The organism is Burkholderia sp. Bp9031, from assembly GCF_003857965.1.
Classification (GTDB): Bacteria; Pseudomonadota; Gammaproteobacteria; order Burkholderiales; family Burkholderiaceae; genus Burkholderia; species Burkholderia ambifaria_A.
In genome coordinates this window covers 559,325-581,750 of sequence record NZ_QTPW01000001.1, presented here as the reverse complement: position 1 = coordinate 581,750, position 22,426 = coordinate 559,325, and the positions used below count along the sequence as shown (strand labels likewise).

The following is a 22,426-nucleotide window of genomic DNA, read 5'->3' as shown; positions in this document are numbered from 1 at the left end:
CAAGACGACCAAAAGATCCAGGAGACACCCCGCATGAGCACTTTCGACAACGTCGTGGCCGGCAGGGCCACGATGGAAGCTGCCGCCTCCACGCCCGGCGCGATCATCGCGCGGCTCGAGCGGCTTCCGACCAACTCGATGCAGATCCGCGCGCGTGTGCTGATCGGCACCGCGACGTTCTTCGACGGCTTCGACGTGATCACGATCGCGGCGACGCTGCCGCTGCTGATTCACAAGTGGGGGCTGTCGCCGACGCAGATCGGCATGCTGATCGCGTCTGGCGCGATCGGCCAGCTGATCGGCGCGTTCCTGTTTCCCACGCTCGCCGAGAAGCATGGCCGCGTGAAGGCGATCGCATGGAGCTCGGCCGTGATCGGCATTACCAGCATCGCGTGCGGTTTCGCGCCGACGTTCGAGGTGTTCGTGCTGCTGCGGATCCTGCAGGGGCTCGGTCTCGGCGGCGAACTGCCGGTCGCGGCCACGTACATCAACGAAATCACGCGCGCGCACGGCCGCGGGCGCTTCGTGCTGCTGTACGAGATCGTGTTCCCGATCGGCCTGCTGGTGTCGATGGCGCTCGGCGCGTGGCTCGTGCCGCGGTTCGGCTGGGAGATCATGTACTTCGTCGGCGGGCTGCCGCTGATCCTCGCACTGGTGCTCACGCATCTCGTGCCGGAATCGCCGCGCTGGCTCGCGTCGCGCGGACGGCTCGCGGAAGCCGGGCGGGCGGTGGGCGTGTTCGAAGCGTCGGTGCGCGGCGAGCTGCCGCCGGTCACGCAGGTGGCCGCATACGACGAGATGGTGCGTCAGCACCCGAAGCGCCGGATGAGCGACCTGTTCAGTGCCGCGTATCGCAAGCGCACGCTCGCGGTGGCGACACTGTGGGCGACCTGCGGGTTCATCCAGTACGGGCTGTCCACCTGGCTGCCGACGATCTACAAGAACTTCTATCACGCACCGCTGCAGCTCGCGCTGAATCTCGCGGTGATCGGTTCCGTGATGGGCGTGCTCGGTTCGCTCGCGTCCGCGCTGCTGGTCGACAAGCTCGGCCGCAAGCCGGTGATCGTATGGTCGTTCGTGCTGTGCGCGCTGTCGCTGGCGCTCGCGGGCCTCTATCACGCATCGTCGGTGTATGTCGTCGCGATCTTCTGCTCGCTGTCGCTCGGGCTGATGGCGTCGGGCTTCATCACTGCGTACGTCTATACGCCGGAGCAGTATCCGACGAGCATCCGTGCGTCCGGCTGCGGGCTCGGCAGCGCGTGGCTGAAGATCGCGTCGTTCGCCGCGCCGATGATCGTGCCGCACGCGATCATCGGCGGCAATCTCGCGCCGGCGTTCTACCTGATCGGTGTCGTGCCGCTGATCGCGGCGCTGACCGTCCACTTCGTCGGGATCGAGACGAAGGGCAAGGTGCTGGAGGCACTGGAAGCGTAAGCACGGCTGGCTGCAACGGTTGACATGGAAGGCCCGGGCAATGCTCGGGCCTTTTGTTCTTGGCTGCCGGCATGGTCCAATCCATCGTCCATTTTTCCGATAGATGCCAGCGCCACGCCGATGTTTGAACCCATCACGCAAGGTTGAGGTTGTCGGCTTACGTCGCGCAATACCGTGCAGACCAGATCAATCGCCTCCGCGTGCCTGGCCGACGCACTGCGGCCGGTGCGAAAGAATGCCGCATGGCAGGCGTGTACCGGTGCACTAGAGTCGAACGGTGCGGACGCAACGACACCGGGAAGACAACGAATCATGGCCAAGAAATTTCCGCTGCATCCCAACCATCCGGAACGGATCTGCTGGGGATGCGACAACTACTGCCCGACGCATGCGATGCGTTGCGGCAATGGCTCCAGCCGGACCCAGCACCCGTGCGAACTGCTCGGCGAGGACTGGTATCGATACGGCGACTGGGGCATCGACTGCGAGGATGACGAAAGCGACAAGGCAACTGCGGCGTCGGCGGGTGGGCAGTCGTAGCGACAAGTTGTCTCACCGTGCGCCGGTGGTTTGTTGATCTGCGTCACGGTGGCCGAAGGTGCGCCGAAACATCATGCGAAAAGATGCATAAAGCAAGCATCTTGAAGCGGGCGGAATGCCCGGTGGCCTGGAACACGCTTCCAGCCGCCGTCAGAGCCGACCCGCCCCCCATGATCGATAAAGGAGAGCACCGTGTTTTGCTATCAATGCGAACAGACCGACCGGACCGGCGCACGGCCCGGCTGCGCATCGGCGAAGGGCAACTGCGGCAAGGACGAGACGACGGCCGACCTGCAGGACCTGCTGATCCATGCGGTGAAGGGCATCGCGCAGTACGGCGCGATCGCGCGCACGATGGGCGTGCCCGACCGCGAAGCCGACCGGTTCGTGCTGTACGCGATGTTCACCACGCTGACCAACGTGAACTTCCATGCGGCGCGCTTCGTCGCGCTGCTGCGTGAAGCGGCACAGATGCGCGATCGCGTGAAGGCCGCGTGCGAAGCGCACGCACGCGCCGCGGGCACGACCGTGCCGGTGCTGCAGGGGCCGGCCGCATGGCAGCCGGCCGACGATCTGGCGGGCTTGCTGAGGCAGGCGGCGACCGTCGGCATCGACGCTGGCCTCGACACGGTGGGCGCGGACATCGTCGGGCTGCGTGCGCTGGTGCTGTACGGCCTGAAGGGCGTGTGCGCGTATGCGCATCATGCGCGGGTGCTCGGCTACGAACGCGACGACATCTACGAAGGCGTCGAGGCCGCACTCGCGTTTCTCGCAAGCAATCCCACCGACGTCGACGCACTGCTCGCGCAGGCGCTCGATCTCGGCCGGCTGAACCTGACGGTGATGGAACTGCTCGACAACGCGAACACCGGCCGCTTCGGCGTGCAACAGCCGACCGCCGTGCGCGTGTCGCCGGTGGCCGGCAAGGCGATCCTCGTGTCGGGCCACGATCTCGGCGATCTGCATGCGTTGCTCGAACAGACGGCGGGCACCGGCATCCAGGTCTACACGCACGGCGAGATGCTGCCGGCCCACGCGTATCCGGCGCTCAAGGCCTTTACGCATCTGGCCGGCAACTACGGCGGCGCGTGGCAGGACCAGCAGAGCGACTTCGCGCGTTTCCCCGGGCCGATCCTGATGACGTCCAACTGCATCATCGAGCCGTTGCCGCAATACCGGCAGCGCATCTTCACGACGGGGCCGGTCGGCTGGCCGGGCGTGCGCCATCTCGAGCATCACGATTTCTCGACGCTGATCCGTGCCGCGCAGGCGCTGCCCGGGTTCGCGGCCACCGCGCCGGAGGAGACGATCACCGTCGGGTTCGGCCGGCATGCGGTGCTGGGCGTCGCGGACAAGGTCATCGATGCGGTGAAGGCCGGACAGATTCGCCACTTCTTCCTGATCGGCGGCTGCGACGGCGCGGCGCCGGGGCGCAATTACTACACCGAGTTCGCGGAACAGGCGCCCGACGATACGGTCGTGATGACGCTCGGCTGCAACAAGTATCGCTTCAACCGGCACGCGTTCGGCGATATCGGCGGCATTCCGCGCCTGCTCGACGTCGGGCAGTGCAACGACAGCTATTCGGCGATCCGGATCGCGACCGCGCTCGCCGATGCATTCGAGTGCGGCGTGAACGACTTGCCGCTGTCGCTCGTCATCTCGTGGTTCGAACAGAAGGCGGCGGCCGTGCTGCTGACACTGCTTGCGCTCGGTATCCGCAACATCCGGCTCGGGCCGACGCTGCCGGCGTTTATCACGCCGGGCGTGCTTGCGGTACTGGTCGAGCAGTTCGGGATCCAGCCGATCGGCGATGCCGGTGCGGACCTGGCCGCGGCGCTCGCGCGCCGGGCTGCGTGAGCGGGATCGTTCGATGAGCTACCGGATCGAGATCACGACGCGCGATGGTGCGCCGTTCGGCTTCGACTGCGAGCCGGGCCAGGATCTGCTCGCGGCGGCAGCGCAAGCCGACATCACGCTGCCGTCGCAATGCCGGCGCGGCAGCTGCGGCGCATGCCAGGCGACTGTCGTCGACGGCCCGTACGAGATGCAGGCGCACGGCGCCGAGGCATTGCCGGCCGGCCAGCCCGGCGCGGTGCTGTTGTGCCGGACGACGCCGCTCGGCGATCTGCGGGTGGCTGCGCCGTACGACCGGACGAAGGTGCTGCTGCAGCCGGTGCCCGTACGCACGGCACGGATCGCCGCACTCGACACGATCGCGCGCGACACGATGCGCGTCGAGCTGCAGATCGAGCCCGACGACGCGTTCGGCGCGGCGGCGGAGTTCGAAGCCGGCCAGTTCGCGGAGCTGGAGGTGCCGGGCAGCGGCTTGCGCCGGCCGTATTCGCTCGCGAACACGAGCAACTGGGACGGCCGCCTCGAGTTCCTGATCCGGCTGCGGCCGGGCGGCTGGTTCTCGACTTATCTGCGCGAGCGCGCACGGCCCGGCGATCCGCTGACCGTGCGCGTGCCGATGGGCGGATTCGGCCTGTTCGCGGACAGCCTGCGACCGCGCTGGTTCGTCGCGGGCGGCACGGGGCTCGCGCCGATCCTGTCGATGCTGCGGCGCATGGCCGAGTATCAGGAGATGGGCGACGCGCGGCTGTTCTTCGGCGTCAATGAGGAAAGCGAACTGTTCATGCTCGACGAGCTGGAGCGGTTGCGGACCGAGTTGCCGCAACTGCGGGTCGATCCGTGCGTGTGGCGACCGGGTATCGAATGGGCGGGCTTCCGCGGGACGCCGGTCGATGCGCTGCACGCGGCGCTCGCGCAGGCGGACATGCTGCCGGATGTCTACGTATGCGGACCGCCGCCGCTCGTCGAAGGTGCGCGGGAAGTCGCCGTCGCCGCCGGCATCCCGGACGCGCAGTTCGCAAGCGAGCGGTTCACCGTGTAGGGCGAGCGCCGCGCGTTGCGGTCACGCACGCGCGGCGTTCCATCCGGCAGGCGGCCGCTTGCCGGATTGCCGGGCCCAACGTACTCTTGGTCGAGACCCGGACCCGCCAGCAGGTTATCGACCATGCAAGCCCATCCTTTGCGCCTTTCCCCCGGCGACGATCTGCGCGCGTCGATCGAGCAAGCGTTGCGTCGCCTCGACGCGCACGCGGCATTCGTGATCCAGGGCATCGGCAGCCTGAACGTCGCGCAGTTGCGCTTTGCCGGCGTGGATTCGCCAACCGAACTGCGCGGCGACCTCGAGATCCTGACGCTCGCCGGTTCGGTCTCGCCGGACGGCGCACACCTGCATATGTCGGTCTCCGACGCACACGGCCGTGTATCGGGCGGACATGTCGCGAGCGGCTGCGTGGTGCGCACGACCGCGGAGATCCTGCTCGTGCTGTTGCCCGCGCATCGTTTCTCGCGTGAACCGGACGCGGGCACCGGGTTCAACGAACTGGTGATTCGCCCGGAGACAGCCTGATCGCGCGGACGGTCCTGCGCGCGTGGCCGAGGCGGCTTATCCCGGCACGAACACACCCATTGCCGCGACCGCCATCGCGAGCGTCGCGGCCCAGCCGCCCCATGCCAGCGCGCCCGTGACCGCGAACTTGCCCATCACGCGCTTGCTGCCGGCCATCAGAATCATCACGACCATGATCGGAACAGCCGTCACCCCGTTGATGACCGCACTCCAGTAGAGCGCGCGAATCGGGTCAGCCCGGCGGCGGGTCGGCATCGACCGGACGATGCGTTTCGGCCGCGACGCGCGGTACGGCAGCGTGCCGTCTCGGGGGGGGCGCGTGGGAAGCGGGGATACGGGAGGGAGCGCATGGCGCGCACGTGAACGAGCGCGACCGGACCGGGGTAGCGATGGACGTTGCCGGCGCTATGACGAGAACGTGCGTGACATGTCCTGGCGACCGCTCATCGGTCGCGTCGAGCGCCGGGCCGACGGCGTATTGCAGGCTACCGGCGCGCCAATGGCGGCGGGGCGAAGCGGAACAGGCGGAAAGCGCCGGTCGCGACCGTCTCGCGGCCACGCAGCGCGGCATGAGGACAACGGGCATGGCGCCCGTTCGACCTCAACGAGCCGCCATCGCGACGTCCTGATTGCTGCGCCCGCTCACGAGGCAGCCCGACATGAATGCCTCGCTCTGGCTGCTGGCTGCCGCGTTGCCGAAGCCTCGGCTGAGCGCGTCGTATTTCACCTGCTCGGCGCCCTGCGAGCATGCCATCGGGCTGGCATCGCGGCCTTGCGCGTGCAGCAGCGCCCGATCTCCGATCAGGTAGGCCAGCAGCGCGAAAAAAGCGATGTGTACCACTCGTCTCATGATTCGTCTCCTCGTCACTCAAGCGTAACGCGGACACGTTTCTCGAAGCACTTGGGGCTTCCCCCGGTAAACGTCTGCTGAAACGGCGGCTGGCGGCAGTGATCGTGTCCTTTTTTCCGCAGGAGCAGCGGAAAAGGAGGGCGGTCCGTCGGGCAGGCGCGCGATTGACGCGAGTTTGACGAATGTCAGGATACCGGCAGGGCGAGCCGGTCACGCTACCGGTCAAAGCGATAGCATGGATGCATGTTTTGGCGGAACGCGATGCGCGGCAAGCGATGGGCGCAGCGGTTCCGAACGCAGCTTGTACGTGTTGAACATCGCTATCGAAATAGTGAGGAATCCAAATTCTTAACGTCTCTTCCGTCCTGATCAGCATGGCGCCGTTGTGGGTCATTCTGCTGGGTGCGTCTTCGCTGGCGACCTATCTCGTCTTCGTGCGCAAGGTCATCAAGTAAGCATGTCGGCCCCGCGCGAAGGCGCACATAGGCGCATCGCAGCGTTCGCGCATGGCATGCGACGGCTTTGCGTCGTGCAAGACGCATCGTTGCGTCGACTCAAATGAAACGACCCGCCGAAGCGGGTCCATGACGACCTGATCGGGCTGCGCGCATCGAGGTTTGCGGCGCGGTGCCGCACGACGCGACGGCGACGCGGCTGCATTCAGCCCGCTATCGCACCGCCGTCACCGGCACATTCGAAATCCGCACGAGCCGGCTCATCACGCTGCGGCGGAACATCGACAGCATCGTGTGAAACGGATCGTGCCGCGGCGCGACGACGACGATTTCGTCGCAGCCGGTCTCGGCGGCTGCGGCCGCGATCGTGTCGGCCACCGGCCCGACCTTCTTCACGACGCTGTACCGGACGCCGGCTTCCCGCAGCACCCGCTCGGCCGTCGCCAGATCGTCGCACGCGAACTTGTCCTCGATCGACCGCAGCCGCGATAGCGGGTGAAATGCCTCGAGCCGCGTCGCTTCGAGCGGCGCCTGTACGTTGATCAGCACGATCTCCGACGCGCAGCGTTCGCGATACAGGAAGGTCGCGTGGCGCACCGCCTGAAGCGAGCGGGGCGAATGACCGACGGGAACCAGCAGCTTGAGCATGGACGATGCCCCGGAATCGAGATGTTTGCAGCGTAGCGCTCGGCCGGATCGCGCAACCTTAAGAAATCGGGCGGCCGCGTAAAAATGTCGTCAACGCCGGCCGCATCGTGTTGCGCTTACTAGAAATATAAGAAATTTAAGTTTATGCGCATAAACATTTTCATCAGCCGGTCGGCCGGGCGCTACGCCGTGTCGATTTAGTCGAATCCTCAATGAATCGCGGCGGAAAATATCGGAGGTCGGCCATCTGGCGTCGCGTAGAGTAGAGCATCGGCCGCGGCGCGGCTTCCTCCCCGGCTGTTTCCGGCCGTTCGGGATGGAGCGCCGCCATCGCGCGCCCCGCCATTCCATTCCGATTCCAGGAGACCTCGCATGCCGCACGGCGCCTCGCAGCTTCTCGCCCCCGCTTCCATCACCGTCGACCCGATCGTGCGCCTGCCGGCCGGCGAGCTCGCATCGGCGATCCGCAGCAAGGCGGTCTCCTGCGTCGAGACGATGCGTGCTTATCTCGATCACATCGAGCGCGTGAACGGCGCGGTGAACGCGCTGGTCTCGCTGCGCGATCGCGCCACGCTGCTCGCCGAAGCCGCGGAAAAGGACGCCGCACTCGCCCGCGGCGAGTATCACGGCTGGCTGCACGGGATGCCGCAGGCGCCGAAGGATCTCGCGATGACGAAAGGGCTGAGGACGACCTACGGCTCGCCGATCTTTCGCGATAACGTGCCGCAGGCCGACTCGGTCGGCGTTGGGCGGATGCGCGCGGCGGGTGCGATCTTCATCGGCAAGACCAACACGCCGGAGTTCGGCCTCGGCTCGCACACGTTCAACGAAGTCCACGGCGCGACGCGCAATCCGTACGACCTGACGAAGAGTGCGGGCGGCAGCAGCGGCGGCACGGCAGCGGCGCTCGCGGCGCGCATGCTGCCGGTCGCGGACGGCAGCGACTTCGGCGGCTCGCTGCGCAATCCGGCCGCGTTCTGCAACATCTACGGGTTCCGTCCGTCACAGGGCCGCGTGCCGCGCTGGCCGGCCGTCGACGTGTTCATGCAGCAGCTCGGCATCGAAGGGCCGATGGGCCGCACGGTCGGCGACGTCGCGCAACTGCTCGCGATCCAGGCCGGCTACGACCCGAACGATCCGCTGTCGCTCGCGGAAGATCCGGCGGTGTTCACGAAGCCGCTCGACCGGGACCTGCGCGGCGAGCGCATCGCGTGGGTCGGCGACTGGAACGGCTATCTCGCGACCGAGCCGGGCGTGCTCGCGCAGTGCGAAAAGGGCCTGGCGACGCTGCGCGAGATCGGCTGCGACGTCGATGCGGCGCTGCCCGCATTCGCGCCCGAGCGGATCTGGCGCCTGTGGCTCGCGCATCGGCACCTGCTGTCCGGCGGCGGGCTGCTCGCGCACTATCGCGACCCGGCGCGGCGCGCGCTGCTGAAGCCCGAGGCGATCTACGAGGTCGAAGGGCTGCTCGCGATGCAGGGTGCCGAGGTGTTCGACGCGAGCATCGAGCGCACGGCGTGGCACCAGGCCGTGCTGAGCTTTTTCGATCGCTACGACTTCATCGCGGCGCCGACCGCCCAGGTGTTCCCGTTCGACGTCGACCAGCGCTGGCCGAACGAAATCGCGGGCCGCGCGATGGACACCTATCACCGCTGGATGGAAACGGTCGTGCCGTGGACGCTGGCCGGCTGCCCGGTGATCAGCGTGCCGGTCGGCTTCAACGACGTGGGGCTGCCGATGGGGATGCAACTGATCGGCCGGCCGCGCGCGGATCTCGCGGTGCTGCAGCTCGCGCGCGGCTACGAGCAGGCGGCCGACTGGGTCGGCCAGCGGCTGCCGGCCTGGATGGCTGCTTGACGCACGCTGCGGCGGCGATTCCGGCCGCCCGAAACGAACGTTATTGATGCGGACCAGGAACGAATCCTGGTGCGCGCCTGAGATCGCGCGGCAAACGCGGATGAATGCGCGCGGCGACGCGAGGTGGCCGCGGAATTGCAAGCGGCCGCGGCGCGCGATTTCGTTTCGATGTGTTTCAGTCGTTGCGGCGGCGCGCGACGCGCTTCGACAATATCGGCCTCAATAATTCGGGCACGAGGGAAACAGATGAAGCACATTCGCGCGACAGGCAAGCACCTGGCATCGGCGGGCATCGCATTCGGCATCCTGCTGGCCGCGAGCGGCGCCGCCCATGCGCAGCTCGACCTGCAGGCGATCGGATCGTCGCTGCTCGGCGGCGCGCAGCAACAGGCCGCACCGTCGCAGGGCGGCGTCGCGCAACTGATGCAGGCGTACGTCGGTGCGAACCAGCAGGTGCTGACCGGCCAGTCGTCGCTCGCGTCGGCGATGGGGCTCACCGGCGCAGCCGGGCAGGCGCAGCAGGCGGCGAGCCTGCTCGGCGGCGGCAATGCGCTGACGCCGGCCGCGCTGTCGCAGATGGGCGGCGCGCAGCAGTCGGTCTCGCAAGCGCTCGGACAGGCGTTCGCGAGCGGCGGTGCGACACACGGCCCGATCGACAAGCCGGCGTTCAGCAACGGCCTCGCATCGCTCGGGCAGGGCCTCACGCAGTATTCGCAGCTGCAGTCGGGGCTTGGCAGCCTCGGGTCGACCAGCGCCGCATCGCTGCTGCAGGCGGGCCTGGATCCGCAGAACATGCAGGCCGCGTCGTATATCGCGCAAAGCGCGCCGGGCCAGTTGCAGTCGCTCGCGACGACGCTCAGCCAGGCCGTGCAGTTCGCGACGAGCCAGGGCATTTCGGTGCCGTCGGTCGCGTCGTCCGCGCTGAAGCTGCTGCCGTAACGTTGCCGCACCCGCGCGCTGCGGTGCCGGCAGCGCGCGCGGCGATCCGGGATGGCCCCGAACAACATGGGGATTTCGCGCGGTGCTATCGTGGCGTGTTCCCCGTTCCCGGTGCCGGTTCATGACTGACTCGTTCGACCTTCCGCGCTATTTCTCCCGCATCGGCTACGACGGCCCGGCCGAGCCGACGCTCGACGTGCTGCGCCGGCTGCACTTGCTGCACCCGCAGGCGATTCCGTTCGAAAACCTCAATCCGCTGACCGGCGCGCGTGTCGCGCTAGACCTTCCCGCGCTCGTCGACAAGGTGATCGGGCGCCGCCGCGGCGGCTATTGCTTCGAACTCAACAAACTCTTCTATACCGCGCTCACGACGATCGGCTTTCGCGTGACGCCGCTGATCGCGCGGGTGCGCTGGATGCGGCCGCCCGAGGTCGTCACCGCGCAGACGCACATGCTGCTGCGTATCGAGCTCGACGGCGCGACGTGGCTCGCGGACATCGGCTTCGGCAGCGCAACGCTGACCGCGCCGCTGCGCTTCGTGCCCGGCGAGCGGCAGCTGACGCCACACGGCGCATTTCGCGTCGTCGACGCGCCGGTCGACGGCGAGTTCGACATGCAGTTCGAGATACCCGACGGCTGGCAGACGACCTATCGCTTCTCGCTGAAACCGGCCGAGTGGATCGATTACGATGCCGCGAACTGGTTCACGTCGACTTATCCCGAATCGATCTTCGTGAACGACCTGATCGCGTGCCGCGTGCTGCCGGACGGCCGCGCGGCGCTGTTCAACACCGCGCTGACGCTGCGCGACGCGACGGGGGTGGGGCGCACCGTCACGTTCGGCGACGCGGCCGCGTGGGGCGCATGCCTGCGCGACACGATCGGTATCGATACAACCGGCTTCGATCTCGACGCGCTGTTCGCGCGGGTCGCCGCGCGGACGAACGCGATGTGAATGCTGACGAGGGCCGACGCGTCCACGAAGGAGGAATGACATGTCATCCGAGCGAATCGAAGCCGTGTACCTGACGACGCACAACTGGGGCAAGTCGGCGAAGTTCTTCCAGGCGCCGGGCTTCACGCGGGAATTCGAAACCGGTCACCACTCGGGCCAGCTGCGAAGCGGCGACGGCCCGTTTCTGTTCATCGCCGAAGTACCGGCCACCGAGACACCCGACATGCAGGGCGTGCTGAAGGTGCCCGACGAGCAGTCGGTTCGGCCGCAGCCCATCGTCGACGTCGTCACGCCGTTCGAGGATGCGCACTGGGGCACGCGCGACATGACCGTGCGCGATCCCGGCGGCCGCGTATGGCGCCTGCAGGCGCCGGGCAAGTCAGGCGCGTGAGGCCGCGGCGATGACCGATCTCCATCAGGACGCCCCCGACAGCACCGCCGCGCGTGTCGCGCTGTGGCGCGCGCTGCACGTCGAACTCGATGCGCCGCCGCATGTGCTTGCCGACGAAGTCGGCCTGCGCCTGCTCGCGCCGGAGCCCGGCTGGCAGCAGCGCGGCGACATGGATCCGCAGTTCACGCGGCCGTTTCGCGCATCGATCGTCGCGCGGGCGCGCTTCATCGAGGATCTCGTCGTCGAGCAGGCCGCGCAGGGCGTGAGCCAGTATGTGATCCTCGGCGCGGGCCTCGACAGCTTCGTGCAGCGCCGGCCCGAGATGGCGTCGCGCTTGACCGTGTTCGAAGTCGATCCGCCCGCGCCGCAGGCGTGGAAACGCCGGCGCCTCGCCGAGCTCGGCTTCGGCGTGCCGGACTGGCTGCGGTTCGTGCCGGTCGATTTCGAGGCGAAGCAGTCGTGGCGCGCTGCCCTCGTGCGCGCGGGCTTCGATGCGGGCAAGCCGGCGGTCGTGGTGTCCACGGGCGTCAGCATGTACCTGACGCGCGACGCGAACGCGGCGGCGCTGCGCGAAGTCGCATCGCTCGCGCCGGGCTCGACGTTTGCGATGACCTTCCTGCTGCCGCTGGAGCAGGCCGATCCGGACGTGCGTCCGGGGCTCGAAATGGCCGCGAAGGGCGCGCGCGCGAGCGGCACGCCGTTCATCAGCTTCTTCATGCCGGCGGAGATCCGCGCGCTCGCGACGCAAGCCGGCTTCGCGCAGGCCGAGCATGTGTCGGCCGCGGCGCTCACGCGCCGCTACTTCGCCGATCGCACCGATGGCCTGCGTCCGCCGAATCACGCGGAAGAGCTGCTGGTCGCGACGGTGTAGCCCCGCGGTTACGCGTCACGGGCGCTCCAGCACGGCCATCTCGCGCACGATCACGAGCAGCACCGCGAGGCTCGCGCCACCCGATGTACGCAGGTCGGCGAGCAGGTGCTCGTAGCGCTGCAGCGCCGCCTCGCGGCGTTCGCGCCACGCGTGGACGATCGTCTCGGGCGCCGCCGAGTCGGCCGATTCCGCAAGCGCGCTGGTCGCCAGCGTGCGCTTGAGCCGCGCAACTTCCGCGAGTGCAGCGGCGCGTGCCAGCATGTCCCAGTGCGTCGGGGTCGGCAGCGTGGCGGCGCGTTCGCCGATCCACCCGTAGTTCAGCAGCGTGCCGAGCGAGAAGTACACGCCCGCGACCAGTTCGAGGCTGCGATCGCAGGTTGCGGCCACTTCGGCGATGTCGAGCAGCGCGACGGAGATGTCGCCGCTCGCGACGCGCCCGGCGAGTGCGCTGTCGACGCCGGCGTCGACCAATACGCGCTGCCGTTCGGACAGCGCTTCGAGATCGCTTGCCGGCAGCAGCGACGGCAGTTGCGGTGCGATGCGCTGCACCGCGTCGCGGCAGCGCGCGATCAGTCCGGCGACGCCGCCGTCAGCCACCGCGCCCGACTGCAGGTGCCGCAGGAACCACAGCGCCGCACGCTCCAGCAGCCGCGCGACGTCGACGAACATGCGCGCTTGCACGTCGTCGGCGACGCGGTTGTCGAGCGCGTCGATGTCGCGCCACACCGCATCGAGATCGAACACGTCGCGCGCCATGATGCAGGCGCGCACGATGTCGCCGGGCTTCGCGTCGGTTTCCTCCATCAGCCGGTGCACGAACGCGCAGCCGACGCGGTTGACGAGTGCGTTGGTCAGGTGCGTCGCGAGAATCTCGCGGCGCAGCGGGTGACGCTGCATCGGTTCGCTGAAGCGCTGTTGCAGCGGCTTCGGGAAGTAGTCGACGAGCATCGCGGCGACGAGCGGATCCTCGGGCACGTCGGATTCGAGCAGCGCGTCGTACAGCCACATCTTGCTGTACGCGAGCAGCACCGCCCGCTCCGGCGACGTGAGGCCCTGCTTGGCGGTTTGCCGTTCGGCGATCTCGTCGTCGGTCGGCAGGAACTCGATCACGCGATTCAGGCGGCCCGCGCGTTCGAGCCAGCGCATCAGGCGCGCCTCGGCGTCGAGCAGCTCGACGCTGTAGCGCCCCGCGATCGACAGCGCCTGCGTCTGGTAGTAGTTGTCGCGCAGCACCAGCAGCCCGACTTCGTCGGTCATTTCCGCGAGCAGTGCGTTGCGCTGTTTCTCGGTCATCTCGCCGTCCGTGACGACGAGCCCGAGCAGGATCTTGATGTTGACTTCGTGATCCGAACAATCGACGCCGGCCGAGTTGTCGATCGCGTCGGTGTTGATGCGCCCGCCGCGCTGCGCGAACTCGATGCGCCCGAACTGCGTGCAGCCGAGGTTGCCGCCTTCGCCGACGACCTTGCAGCGCAGGTCCGCGCCGTTGACGCGCACCGCGTCGTTCGCACGATCGCCGACCTGCTGGTGGGTTTCGTGCGCGGCCTTCACGTAGGTGCCGATGCCGCCGTTGTACAGCAGATCGACCGGCGCCTGCAGGATCGCGCGGATCAGCTCGGTCGGCGGCAGCGCGTGCGCATCGATGCCGAGCGCGGCCTGCACGGCCGGCGACAGCGGGATCGTCTTCGCGGTGCGCGGGTAGACGCCGCCGCCCGCGGAGATCACGGACGTGTCGTAGTCGGCCCAGCTCGAGCGCTCGAGCGCGAACATCCGCTGGCGCTCCGCGAAGCTCGTCGCAGGGTCGGGGTTCGGGTCGAGGAACACGTGCCGGTGGTCGAACGCCGCGACGAGCCGGATATGCGGCGACAGCAGCATCCCGTTGCCGAACACGTCGCCCGACATGTCGCCGACACCGACCACGGTGAAGTCGGTCGTCTGCGTATCGACACCCATCTCGCGGAAGTGGCGCTTCACCGATTCCCACGCGCCGCGCGCGGTGATCGCCATCTTCTTGTGGTCGTAGCCGACCGAGCCGCCGGACGCGAACGCATCGTCGAGCCAGAAGCCGTATTCGTGCGAGATCGCGTTCGCGTAGTCGGAGAAGGTGGCCGTGCCTTTGTCGGCCGCGACGACGAGATACGGATCGTCGGGATCGTGCCGTACCACGTCGGGCGGCGGCACGATCGCGTTGCCGGCGAGATTGTCGGTCAGGTCGAGCAGGCCGCGCAGGAATGTCTGGTAGCACGCGATGCCTTCGCGCATCCACGCTTCGCGATCGCTCGGCGACGGCGGATTCTTTACGACGAAGCCGCCTTTCGAGCCGACCGGCACGATCACGACGTTCTTCACCATCTGCGCCTTCATCAGCCCGAGCACCTCGGTGCGGAAATCCTCGCGGCGGTCGGACCAGCGCAGCCCGCCGCGCGCGACGCGCCCGCCGCGCAGGTGCACGCCCTCGACGCGCGGCGAGTACACCCAGATCTCGAACATCGGCTTCGGCTCGGGCAGGCCGGGCACCTTCGCCGGATTGAACTTGAACGACAGGTATGGCTTCGATTCGCCGTTCGCGTCGTGCAGGAAATAGTTGGTGCGCTCGGTCGCGTTGATCACGCCGAGGAACTGGCGCAGGATCCGATCCTCGTCGAGGTTCGGCACCTGGTCGAGCGCCGTCTCGATCGCCTTCAGCAGGCGTTCGGCCTGCACGTCGCGCGTGCTGCCCGTGGCCGGGTCGAAGCGCACCAGGAACAGCTCGACGAGCTGCCGCGCGATCGCCGGGTTGCCGGTCAGCGCGCGCTCGATGTACGCGTCGCTGAACGTTGAGCCGACCTGTCGCAGGTATTTCGCATACGCACGCAGGATCGTGACTTCGCGTGCGCTCAGGTGCGCGCGCAACACGAGGCGGTTGAAGTCGTCGTTCTCGATCCGGCCGGTCCAGATCCGGTCGAACGCATCCTCGAACAGGCCCTTCACGCGCTCGATGTCGAACTCGGTATCGTCGGCGAGTTCGAGGCCGAAATCGTGCACCCAGGCGGGCGCGGCATCCTGCGTCTGGATCCGGTACGGCCGCTCCTCGTCGACGCGCACGCCCAGATGTTCCAGCATCGGCAGGCTGCGCGACAGCGCGATCGGGTCGCCCGCGCGATATACCTTGAAGCGGAACGCGCGCGGCCCGGCCTCGATCGGGCGGTACAGGTTCATCGCGAGCTGGCCCGACTCCTTCACGCGCTCGATCAGCTCGATGTCGCGAACGGCCGTGCGCGCCGGATAGTCGTCGCGGTAGCCGGCCGGGAACGAATCCGCATAGCGCTGCAGCAGCCGGTTGCCTTGCTCTTCGCCGAACGCGTCGAGCAGCGCGTCCGCGAGATCGTCCTGCCAGCGGCGCGTGACCTGCACGAGCCGCGTTTCGAGCTCGCGCGTGTCGACGTCCGGCATCGTGCCCGGTTCCGCATGGACGACGAAGTGAATCCGCGCGATCGCCGATTCCGACAGCAGCGGCGTGAATTCGACGTTGACGCCGTTGTACGCGTCGACGAGCAGCTTCGCGATGCGGCGGCGCAGGTCGGTGTTGTACTTGTCGCGCGGCACGAATGCGAGGCACGACACGAAGCGGTCGAAGCGGTCGCGCCGCACGAACAGGCGCGTGCGCTGATGTTCCTGCAGGCGCAGGATGCCGAGCGCGATGTCGTAGAGCTGGTCTTCGTCGGCCTGGAACAGTTCGTCGCGCGGATAGGTTTCGAGCACCGTCACCAGCGACTTGCCGAGATGCCCCTTCGGCAGGAAGCCCGCGCGCCGCACGATGTTCGCGCACTTGCGGCGCACGATCGGGATCTCGGCGCTCGACACCATGTACGCGGTCGACGTGTAGAGCCCGATGAAGCGGCGCTCGCCGCTCACCTTGCCGTCGGCGCCGACCAGTTTCACGCCGACGTAGTCGAGGTAGCCGGGCCGGTGCACGGTCGCGCGCGAGTTCGCCTTGGTCAGGAAGATCGGCCAGGGACCGGTGATGATCTCGGCGGCGGCTGGCGGCAGCGGTGTCACGTCCGACGCGCCGGGCGGGCGCAGCGATTCGCGCAGCAGGCCGAAGCCCGAGCCTTCGACGCCGCGCAGCCCGAAGCCGTTGCCGTCCGACACGAGCGCGTAATCGCGCTGGCCGAGGAACGTGAAGTGGTCGGCGGCCATCCATTCGAGGAACGCGCGTGCCTCGATGTCTTCCGCGGTCGATTCGCGGGCTTTCAGGTCCTTGATCGTCGCGCGCGCGATGTCGACGATCTTCGGCCAGTCCTCGACCGACGCGCGCACGTCGCCGAGCACGCGCGCGATGTCGTCGCGCAGCGTATCGAGCAGCGCGGCGTCGCCGCAGCGGTCGACTTCGAAATGGATGAACGATGCGAGCTGCGACTGGCCGTCGCCAGGCGTCGCGCCGCCTGCGTCGACGCGTTCGATCCCGCCGTTGCTGCCGCGCCAGATGCGGAACACCGGGTGCAGCGCGGAGTGCAGCGCGAGCCCGAGGCGGTTCACCGCCATCGTCACCGAGTCGACGAGAAACGGCATGTCGTCGTTGACGATCTCGATCACCGTGTGATCCGAGTGCCAGCCGTGCTGTTCGAGGATCGGGTTGTATACGCGCAGCCGCTCGCTGCCGGGCACGAATTTCTGGGCGGTCTGCCAGTGGGCCATCGCGGCGCCGTACAGGTCGGCGATGCCGCGATTCTGCAGATCATCGGCGTCGACGAAATCGTAGTAATGACGCAGGAACGGTTCGACGATCCGGAACGTGGCCTCGGGCAGGCGAGCGCGCGCGAATTCGACGACATCGGAGAGCAGGTGTGCGACGACTTCTTCGTTCTTCGCTTCCATGGCGGGCTCCTGGTCGGGTGGCCATTGGCTGCTGCATGTGTGTTCGGCATTATGCGCCGATTGATGCGCCGATTGCGTGACGGCGCGATGTGCGAACGCACAACAGGGAGCAGGGAAGGGAGGCTGCCTGCAACGCGCGTGCCCGGCGTTGCAGGAGAAGCTCAAGCGAGGTCCGGCGGTTTCAGGTCGGGGTGGCGCGCGTAGAGCGGATTCATGAAGTCGAGCAGCATCGTGGTCAATACTTGCGATACGAATTCGCGATAGGCGACGAATTCCGAGTCCGGACACGACGCCTTGACTGTCAGCAGGGAGCGATCCAGTTCGGCTCCCATTTGCAGGATCATGTCGTTCAAGACACTTGCGATTTGCTTGTCAGAGATCATTGGTTTGCCCTTTTAGCATCCCGCCAACGCGTTACAACTATTGACGCAGTTCCAGAACTTGAATCCGAAGTTGCCGGTGGGCAAAGTCATTGCAGAACATTTTGCTCGGCACATTTCTCGCCATTGTGCACAAATGGAGGTGTTTCAGGGCTGTGGCATCGTGTTGAGTGCGCTTGAGCCGACCTCGGAACCGACGAAAATAACGTTTTCCGACTCTCGGTTCATCGGGTAGACGACAGCAAGATCCTCCGAAAATAGCAACGCGGCGTCAAATGCGTGCCCTACAGTCGTCGGGCAGGTCGCCGTCGCCGGCGACAACGTCACACGAGACGCATTTTCCTGACTGGGTGATTTTGCCTTTCCGGTCAGCCTGCATTTGCCAATATCGATGGACACGTCTACGAGGTTGGGAGCGATGTGGAGTTGCATCGAAGTACCGGAGACCGTTGCGGACCATTTGCCGGGGCGGATTACGTTTCGTACGTTATGCCGAGGCCGGTAGGGTTTCTCGACAAAGCTCGTGGTTTCGCCGTCGCTGCTAAGCATGACCCCGATCGATTGACTACTCGTCTCCTGAATTCCGATTGTGATGTCAGACGAAATCGACGTCCATGGCACATACTCGGTACCGGTTGGGCCGTTTCGTCGATCATAAACAGCGTACCCTGAAATATTGTTCTTGTTTCCGTAGACGATTAAAAAACGTTCGTCGGAAACTTTGATGATTTTGTAGTCGGTGCCGTTTTTGACGGCCTCCCATGTCTGGCCGGAAGATGGATTCGCTCCCGCGTCGGATGTCGTTGGCACCGGGCTGCCGAAACCGGTGCTCGAGAAGGAGGTCAATGAGAGCCGTACAGCAGCGAAATAGCCTTTGAGCGTCATGGTTTTCATGATGTCCACCTGCGATGATGAGTTGAATATCGGCATGGTTCTTTTTGCCGGGTTTTCATCGCTGGCGTTGGCACCAATAGACGGCGATCAGCTGGCTAGATTCTTTCGGATTCTGATGCAGTACATTTGATTCGTTATGCGAATTTGTATCCAGAAGAATCCGGATGCACCTGCGCTTACGAAAGCTAATTGCCACGAGACCAATTGTCAACGGCAATATATCGAGATAGTTGATGAATCAAGCATATTATTGCCGGTGAGGAGAGGGCGAACCGTTATCCGGGCAGCGCGTGTCCAGGTTCTGGACGCACGCAGATCCCGGAGACGCTCGTCAGCGCTCGTCGCTCCACAGCTTCCCGGCCGTCGCCCAGTTCTCCTTCTTCACGTCGGCGAGAATGATGTCGACCGAGCCCGGATCGCAGCCGAGCGTCTCGCACGTGACGCGCGTGATCGCTTCGACGAATGCGCGCTTCTGCTCGACCGTGCGGCCTTCGAACAACTGGATATTGAAAGTTGGCATGACTGGATACTCCGATGGTTGGGGGTTGAACGATTCGTCGGGAGATTGGTGGCGGCGCCGGATCAGTCGCGATACGACGGATCGATCCGGTCGAGGCGGCGCAGCAGCGCCGGCCACTCCAGTTCGCCCTCGATCGCGCCGCCGTCGCGCAACTGCTCGGCGGTGCGGTCGGCGACCGCCGGCTCGGGCAGCACGAGCGGTCCGCCGCCGGCCTGCGCGCGCACCTGGATGTCGCACGCCTTGATCAGCGTATCCATCAGCACATACGCCTCGGCGACGGTCCGGCCGACCGTCAGCGTGCCGTGGTTGCGCAGCAGCATCGCGGATTTCGCACCGAGGCTGGCGGTCAGCCGTGCGCCTTCGGCCGGCGAGAAAGCGAGCGCCTCGTAGTCGTGATACGCGAGGTCGCCGTGGAACCGCAGCGCGTGCTGCGACGCGGGCAGCAGCCCGTCGCGCTGGATCGACACGGCGATGCCGGCCGTATTGTGCAGATGCATCACGCAGACGGCGTCGGCGCGCGCGGTGTGCACGGCCGCATGCAGCGCGAAGCCCGTCACGTTGACCGCATGCTCGCTGTCGCCGATCCGGTTGCCGGCCACGTCGATCTTCACGAGGTTCGATGCGCGGACTTCGTCGAACGTGAGGCCGAACGGGTTGATCAGGAAATGGCCGGGTTCGCCTGGCACCGCCGCGGAAAGATGCGTGTAGATCAGGTCGTCCCAGCCGTTCAGCGCGACCAGGCGATAGGCGGCGGCGAGATCGACGCGCAGCCGGCGCTCGGCGTCCGAGATCGGGCCGCCGGGCTTCACGGCGTCAGGACGGTGTGCGAATGACGACATCGGGTTCTCCGAGGGTAAAGCGGCGCGCGACGGCTACCGTGATCCACGACGCGAGTGCGAACGGGGCCGTGAGCGCGGTGAGGCCCGCATGCATCGCGAGCCACTGGATCAGCGCGGCCAGTGCAGCCGCCGCGAGCGCCGCGCGCGTGCCGCGCGACATCAACGCAAGCGCGGCAAGCGCGCCGTTGAAGCCGAGCAGGCCGTCGGTGAACACTGCGCCGTCGGCACCGAGCGCGACCAGCAGCACGGTCGACACGATCGCGCCGCCGAGCGCGAACGCGGCCGCGCGGCCGGAGGCGGCCGCGATGCCGGCGACGATCAGCATGCCGGCCCACGCGCCCTGTGCGAAGGTGGTTTGCGCGACGCCCGACAGCAGTGCGGCGGCGACGGAGGAAAGCGTCAATGCCGCGCCCGCCGCGGCATCGCTCGCATGCTGCGCCGCGACAAACGGCAGCCACAGTGCGGTGGCTGCGAGGCACGGACTCGAATACGGGCACTGGCGCCATTTCGCGAGCGGGGTGCGCATCGCGCGCTGCACGAGCGCGGCGCCGATCGCGGCGAGCGGCACCAGCGCGAGCGCCGCCAGCGGGACGGGTGCAAAGAGGACGGCCACCAGCGCGGCGAGCGCGCCGTTGAAGCCGTGCAGACCCTGTTCGACGTCGCGGCGCGGCGCGCCGGTCAGCACCGCGGTCAGGTTGGCGGCGGCCGCGCCGACCAGCGCCGCGCACGCGAGCCGCAGGTCGGTCAGCGCGAGTGCGGCAACCAGCATCGCGCCGGTGAACGCGTTCGCCTGCAGCACGATCTGTCCGATGCCGCGCAGCAGGATGCGCAGATCGATCGACGGCGAAGCGGGGCGGGCGGTTGGCATGGCAGCGGCGGAACAGGACGTGCCGCGAGCATAGGACACAATCCCATGCACCGGAATAGGGAATTCTGGATAGTCAGGATTTGGGATGGGTGCCCTGAATTGGGGCGCAGAGAGGCGGCCGGCGCGTATTCGGAACACGTGTGTTAGCGGTTTCGCGAGAACTGCGCGGTTTGGTAGCAAATTTGGATCATCGCTATTGTTTTCGTGCGCGGGCTGACGCGTTATCGTTTTGTGGGGCAACGAGGAGGCGGAACGATGCGTGAACTGCGCTGGGCGTCGCTCGAGGGCGACGGAATCGAACACCTGACGTTCGATCGGAGTGAAGCCGGCATCGTCGTCGAAAGCGCCGTGGTCGGCCAGCGGTACGGCCGCGCGTACGGGCTCGCGTACCGGGTCGAGTGCGATCCGCAGTGGCGGGTCAGGCATGCGGTGCTCAAGGTGATGGGCGGCGGCACGCTCGAACTGCACGGCGACGGCGCCGGGCACTGGCGTGACGGTTCAGGCCGCGCGCTGCCGGAACTGGATGGCTGCGTCGACATCGACATCGCGGCGACGCCGTTCACGAATTCGCTGCCGATCGGCCGCCTCGGTCTCGCGCGCGGCGAGCGGCGGCCGATCGACGTCGCGTACATCTCGACGCCGGATTTGACCGTCGCGCCGGTCAAGCAGGCCTATGCGTGCCTCGAGCCCGGCCGGCGCTATCGCTACGAAGGCATCTTCCGGAATTTCACGGCGGAGATGGACATCGACGCCGACGGGCTCGTGATCGACTACGAAACGCTGTTCAAGCGCCTGCCGACGTTGCGCTGAACGGTCGCTGCCGTTCCCGTTCCCGCTGCCGTCGCCGTCGCCGTGACGGCCGGCTTCTCCTGCGCCGCCGCAAACCGGTCGATCCGCGCCGCGATCAGCTCCGGATTGCGCACGACGATCCAGTGCGCGCCGTCGATTTCTTCGCGCACGTGCTCGCCGAGCCAGCGCTCGAGACCGACCGACATCTCTGGCGTCACGTAGCGGTCGCGCACCGGCACGAGGATCTGCACCGGCGCCTGCGCATACCGCTCGCGCGGCTTTCGCGCCCGTGCGAGGAAATTCGCGCGGTACAACTGCAACCCGTTCAGCGCGTTCTTCAGTTGCGCCGGATCGCGCTCGGATCGCACGCGTTCGGTCAACTGCAGCCAGCGCGGCCACAGCGCGGCGCCGCCGAGCCGCCACACCAGCGACGGCACGACCGGCAGGTGGAAGAACGCGATGTACCACGACTTCAGGCTCTGCTTGAGCCGCATCTTCGCGCGGAACACGTGGTCGAGGCAGGGGCCGGAAATCGACGTGTACGACGCGATCCGGCCGCGGAACGCGGGATCGGTCACGGCCTCCCAGCACTGGATCGACCCCCAGTCGTGACCGACCAGATGAAACGGCCGGTTGCCGCAGGTCGCGTCGGCGACAGCCTTCAGGTCCTCCGCGAGCCGCGCGAGCGCGTAGTCCGCGCGGCGGCGCGGCGCATCGGATGCCCCGGCGCCGCGCACGTCGTAGGCGATCACGCGATAGCGCTTCGCGAGCCGCGCGCGAACCGGCGCCCATACGGCAGCCGAATCGGGATAGCCGTGCACGAGGATCAGCGGCGGCGCGCGCCGCGGGCCGCTGACGTAGACGGCGAGTTTCACGTCGCCGGAGCGGACGGTCAGCATCTCGTGTGCGCGCGCCATG

The 22,426-nt window shown here is 67.2% G+C and carries 20 protein-coding genes and 1 pseudogene; 11 read left to right on the top strand and 10 right to left on the bottom strand.

Annotation, left to right across the window (positions count from 1 at the left end):
- Window positions 1–33: 33 nt before the first annotated feature.
- From DIE15_RS02575 to DIE15_RS02555, 5 genes are all read left to right on the top strand, one after another.
- The gene (locus DIE15_RS02575; RefSeq protein WP_057929354.1) at window positions 34–1,434 is read left to right on the top strand and encodes an MFS transporter; all 1,401 of its coding nucleotides are present in this window, start codon (window positions 34–36) and stop codon (window positions 1,432–1,434) included.
- A gap of 312 nt (window positions 1,435–1,746) precedes the next feature.
- Window positions 1,747–1,974, top strand: a complete 228-nt coding sequence (locus DIE15_RS02570) for a DUF3079 domain-containing protein (RefSeq protein WP_057929353.1) — start codon at window positions 1,747–1,749, stop codon at window positions 1,972–1,974.
- 192 nt (window positions 1,975–2,166) lie between these two features.
- Window positions 2,167–3,834, top strand: a complete 1,668-nt coding sequence (hcp, locus tag DIE15_RS02565; protein WP_057929352.1) for a hydroxylamine reductase — start codon at window positions 2,167–2,169, stop codon at window positions 3,832–3,834.
- Window positions 3,835–3,847: 13 nt separating this feature from the next.
- Window positions 3,848–4,870 (top strand): 2Fe-2S iron-sulfur cluster binding domain-containing protein, encoded by a 1,023-nt coding sequence (locus tag DIE15_RS02560; RefSeq protein WP_057929395.1) that lies wholly within the window; start codon window positions 3,848–3,850, stop codon window positions 4,868–4,870.
- Between the two features lie 123 nt (window positions 4,871–4,993).
- Window positions 4,994–5,395: a PPC domain-containing DNA-binding protein gene (locus DIE15_RS02555; protein WP_057929351.1), complete on the top strand. Its 402-nt coding sequence runs from the start codon at window positions 4,994–4,996 to the stop codon at window positions 5,393–5,395.
- 36 nt (window positions 5,396–5,431) lie between these two features.
- Here the strand turns inward: DIE15_RS02555 and DIE15_RS02550 are convergent.
- The 3 genes and pseudogenes from DIE15_RS02550 to DIE15_RS02540 all read right to left on the bottom strand — a co-directional run.
- Window positions 5,432–5,629: pseudogene (locus tag DIE15_RS02550) on the bottom strand (divalent metal cation transporter); the annotation flags it as partial.
- Between the two features lie 367 nt (window positions 5,630–5,996).
- Window positions 5,997–6,245: a hypothetical protein gene (locus tag DIE15_RS02545; RefSeq protein WP_057929350.1), complete on the bottom strand. Its 249-nt coding sequence runs from the start codon at window positions 6,243–6,245 to the stop codon at window positions 5,997–5,999.
- Between the two features lie 668 nt (window positions 6,246–6,913).
- A complete protein-coding gene (locus DIE15_RS02540; protein WP_057929349.1) occupies window positions 6,914–7,348 on the bottom strand; it encodes a universal stress protein in 435 nt (144 codons plus the stop codon).
- 372 nt (window positions 7,349–7,720) lie between these two features.
- Here DIE15_RS02540 and DIE15_RS02535 point away from each other — a divergent pair, with 372 nt between their 5' ends.
- The 5 genes from DIE15_RS02535 to DIE15_RS02515 all read left to right on the top strand — a co-directional run bounded on the left by DIE15_RS02535 (window position 7,721) and on the right by DIE15_RS02515 (window position 12,361).
- On the top strand, window positions 7,721–9,205 hold the full coding sequence (locus DIE15_RS02535; protein WP_124832287.1) for an amidase: 1,485 nt from the start codon (window positions 7,721–7,723) through the stop codon (window positions 9,203–9,205).
- 246 nt (window positions 9,206–9,451) lie between these two features.
- Complete coding sequence (locus DIE15_RS02530; protein ID WP_057929347.1) at window positions 9,452–10,144, top strand: hypothetical protein; 693 nt, start codon at window positions 9,452–9,454, stop codon at window positions 10,142–10,144.
- 121 nt (window positions 10,145–10,265) lie between these two features.
- Window positions 10,266–11,099, top strand: coding sequence for an arylamine N-acetyltransferase (locus DIE15_RS02525; protein WP_057929346.1), 834 nt, complete (start codon window positions 10,266–10,268; stop codon window positions 11,097–11,099).
- A gap of 40 nt (window positions 11,100–11,139) precedes the next feature.
- Entirely contained in the window at window positions 11,140–11,490 is a 351-nt protein-coding gene (locus DIE15_RS02520) for a VOC family protein (RefSeq protein ID WP_124832286.1), read from the top strand.
- 10 nt (window positions 11,491–11,500) lie between these two features.
- Window positions 11,501–12,361 carry a class I SAM-dependent methyltransferase gene (locus DIE15_RS02515; protein ID WP_057929344.1) on the top strand — a complete coding sequence of 287 codons (861 nt, stop codon included), beginning with the start codon at window positions 11,501–11,503 and terminating at the stop codon, window positions 12,359–12,361.
- A 15-nt stretch (window positions 12,362–12,376) separates the two neighbouring features.
- Here DIE15_RS02515 and DIE15_RS02510 read toward each other — a convergent pair whose 3' ends face one another.
- From DIE15_RS02510 to DIE15_RS02485, 6 genes are all read right to left on the bottom strand, one after another.
- On the bottom strand, window positions 12,377–17,218 hold the full coding sequence (locus DIE15_RS02510) for an NAD-glutamate dehydrogenase (protein WP_124832285.1): 4,842 nt from the start codon (window positions 17,216–17,218) through the stop codon (window positions 12,377–12,379).
- Window positions 17,219–17,379: 161 nt separating this feature from the next.
- On the bottom strand, window positions 17,380–17,601 hold the full coding sequence (locus DIE15_RS02505) for a hypothetical protein (protein WP_057929342.1): 222 nt from the start codon (window positions 17,599–17,601) through the stop codon (window positions 17,380–17,382).
- Between the two features lie 144 nt (window positions 17,602–17,745).
- Window positions 17,746–18,492, bottom strand: coding sequence for a hypothetical protein (locus DIE15_RS02500; RefSeq protein ID WP_124832284.1), 747 nt, complete (start codon window positions 18,490–18,492; stop codon window positions 17,746–17,748).
- Between the two features lie 331 nt (window positions 18,493–18,823).
- Window positions 18,824–19,012 carry a 4-oxalocrotonate tautomerase gene (locus tag DIE15_RS02495; RefSeq protein WP_014898956.1) on the bottom strand — a complete coding sequence of 63 codons (189 nt, stop codon included), beginning with the start codon at window positions 19,010–19,012 and terminating at the stop codon, window positions 18,824–18,826.
- Between the two features lie 62 nt (window positions 19,013–19,074).
- Window positions 19,075–19,851: a class II aldolase/adducin family protein gene (locus DIE15_RS02490; RefSeq protein ID WP_057929341.1), complete on the bottom strand. Its 777-nt coding sequence runs from the start codon at window positions 19,849–19,851 to the stop codon at window positions 19,075–19,077.
- Window positions 19,826–20,719 carry an urea transporter gene (locus DIE15_RS02485; RefSeq protein WP_057929340.1) on the bottom strand — a complete coding sequence of 298 codons (894 nt, stop codon included), beginning with the start codon at window positions 20,717–20,719 and terminating at the stop codon, window positions 19,826–19,828. The genes DIE15_RS02490 and DIE15_RS02485 overlap by 26 nt, the downstream gene beginning before the upstream one ends.
- Before the next feature lie 255 nt (window positions 20,720–20,974).
- Here DIE15_RS02485 and DIE15_RS02480 point away from each other — a divergent pair, with 255 nt between their 5' ends.
- On the top strand, window positions 20,975–21,529 hold the full coding sequence (locus DIE15_RS02480; RefSeq protein WP_057929339.1) for a putative glycolipid-binding domain-containing protein: 555 nt from the start codon (window positions 20,975–20,977) through the stop codon (window positions 21,527–21,529).
- Here the strand turns inward: DIE15_RS02480 and DIE15_RS02475 are convergent.
- The gene (locus DIE15_RS02475) at window positions 21,490–22,425 is read right to left on the bottom strand and encodes an alpha/beta fold hydrolase (protein WP_124832283.1); all 936 of its coding nucleotides are present in this window, start codon (window positions 22,423–22,425) and stop codon (window positions 21,490–21,492) included. The two genes, DIE15_RS02480 and DIE15_RS02475, sit on opposite strands and share 40 nt — an antisense overlap.
- Between the last annotated feature and the right edge of the window lies 1 nt (window position 22,426).

Coding starts and splice junctions, on each gene's coding strand:
- DIE15_RS02485 (WP_057929340.1), bottom strand. CDS start 20,719: ATGCCAACCGCCCGCCCCGCTTCGCCGTCGATCGATCTGCGCATCCTG.
- DIE15_RS02515 (WP_057929344.1), top strand. CDS start 11,501: ATGACCGATCTCCATCAGGACGCCCCCGACAGCACCGCCGCGCGTGTC.
- DIE15_RS02545 (WP_057929350.1), bottom strand. CDS start 6,245: ATGAGACGAGTGGTACACATCGCTTTTTTCGCGCTGCTGGCCTACCTG.
- DIE15_RS02555 (WP_057929351.1), top strand. CDS start 4,994: ATGCAAGCCCATCCTTTGCGCCTTTCCCCCGGCGACGATCTGCGCGCG.
- DIE15_RS02505 (WP_057929342.1), bottom strand. CDS start 17,601: ATGATCTCTGACAAGCAAATCGCAAGTGTCTTGAACGACATGATCCTG.
- DIE15_RS02560 (WP_057929395.1), top strand. CDS start 3,848: ATGAGCTACCGGATCGAGATCACGACGCGCGATGGTGCGCCGTTCGGC.
- DIE15_RS02540 (WP_057929349.1), bottom strand. CDS start 7,348: ATGCTCAAGCTGCTGGTTCCCGTCGGTCATTCGCCCCGCTCGCTTCAG.
- DIE15_RS02525 (WP_057929346.1), top strand. CDS start 10,266: ATGACTGACTCGTTCGACCTTCCGCGCTATTTCTCCCGCATCGGCTAC.
- DIE15_RS02500 (WP_124832284.1), bottom strand. CDS start 18,492: ATGAAAACCATGACGCTCAAAGGCTATTTCGCTGCTGTACGGCTCTCA.
- DIE15_RS02570 (WP_057929353.1), top strand. CDS start 1,747: ATGGCCAAGAAATTTCCGCTGCATCCCAACCATCCGGAACGGATCTGC.
- DIE15_RS02510 (WP_124832285.1), bottom strand. CDS start 17,218: ATGGAAGCGAAGAACGAAGAAGTCGTCGCACACCTGCTCTCCGATGTC.
- DIE15_RS02480 (WP_057929339.1), top strand. CDS start 20,975: ATGCGTGAACTGCGCTGGGCGTCGCTCGAGGGCGACGGAATCGAACAC.
- DIE15_RS02490 (WP_057929341.1), bottom strand. CDS start 19,851: ATGTCGTCATTCGCACACCGTCCTGACGCCGTGAAGCCCGGCGGCCCG.
- DIE15_RS02495 (WP_014898956.1), bottom strand. CDS start 19,012: ATGCCAACTTTCAATATCCAGTTGTTCGAAGGCCGCACGGTCGAGCAG.
- DIE15_RS02575 (WP_057929354.1), top strand. CDS start 34: ATGAGCACTTTCGACAACGTCGTGGCCGGCAGGGCCACGATGGAAGCT.
- DIE15_RS02530 (WP_057929347.1), top strand. CDS start 9,452: ATGAAGCACATTCGCGCGACAGGCAAGCACCTGGCATCGGCGGGCATC.
- DIE15_RS02520 (WP_124832286.1), top strand. CDS start 11,140: ATGTCATCCGAGCGAATCGAAGCCGTGTACCTGACGACGCACAACTGG.
- DIE15_RS02475 (WP_124832283.1), bottom strand. CDS start 22,425: ATGGCGCGCGCACACGAGATGCTGACCGTCCGCTCCGGCGACGTGAAA.
- DIE15_RS02535 (WP_124832287.1), top strand. CDS start 7,721: ATGCCGCACGGCGCCTCGCAGCTTCTCGCCCCCGCTTCCATCACCGTC.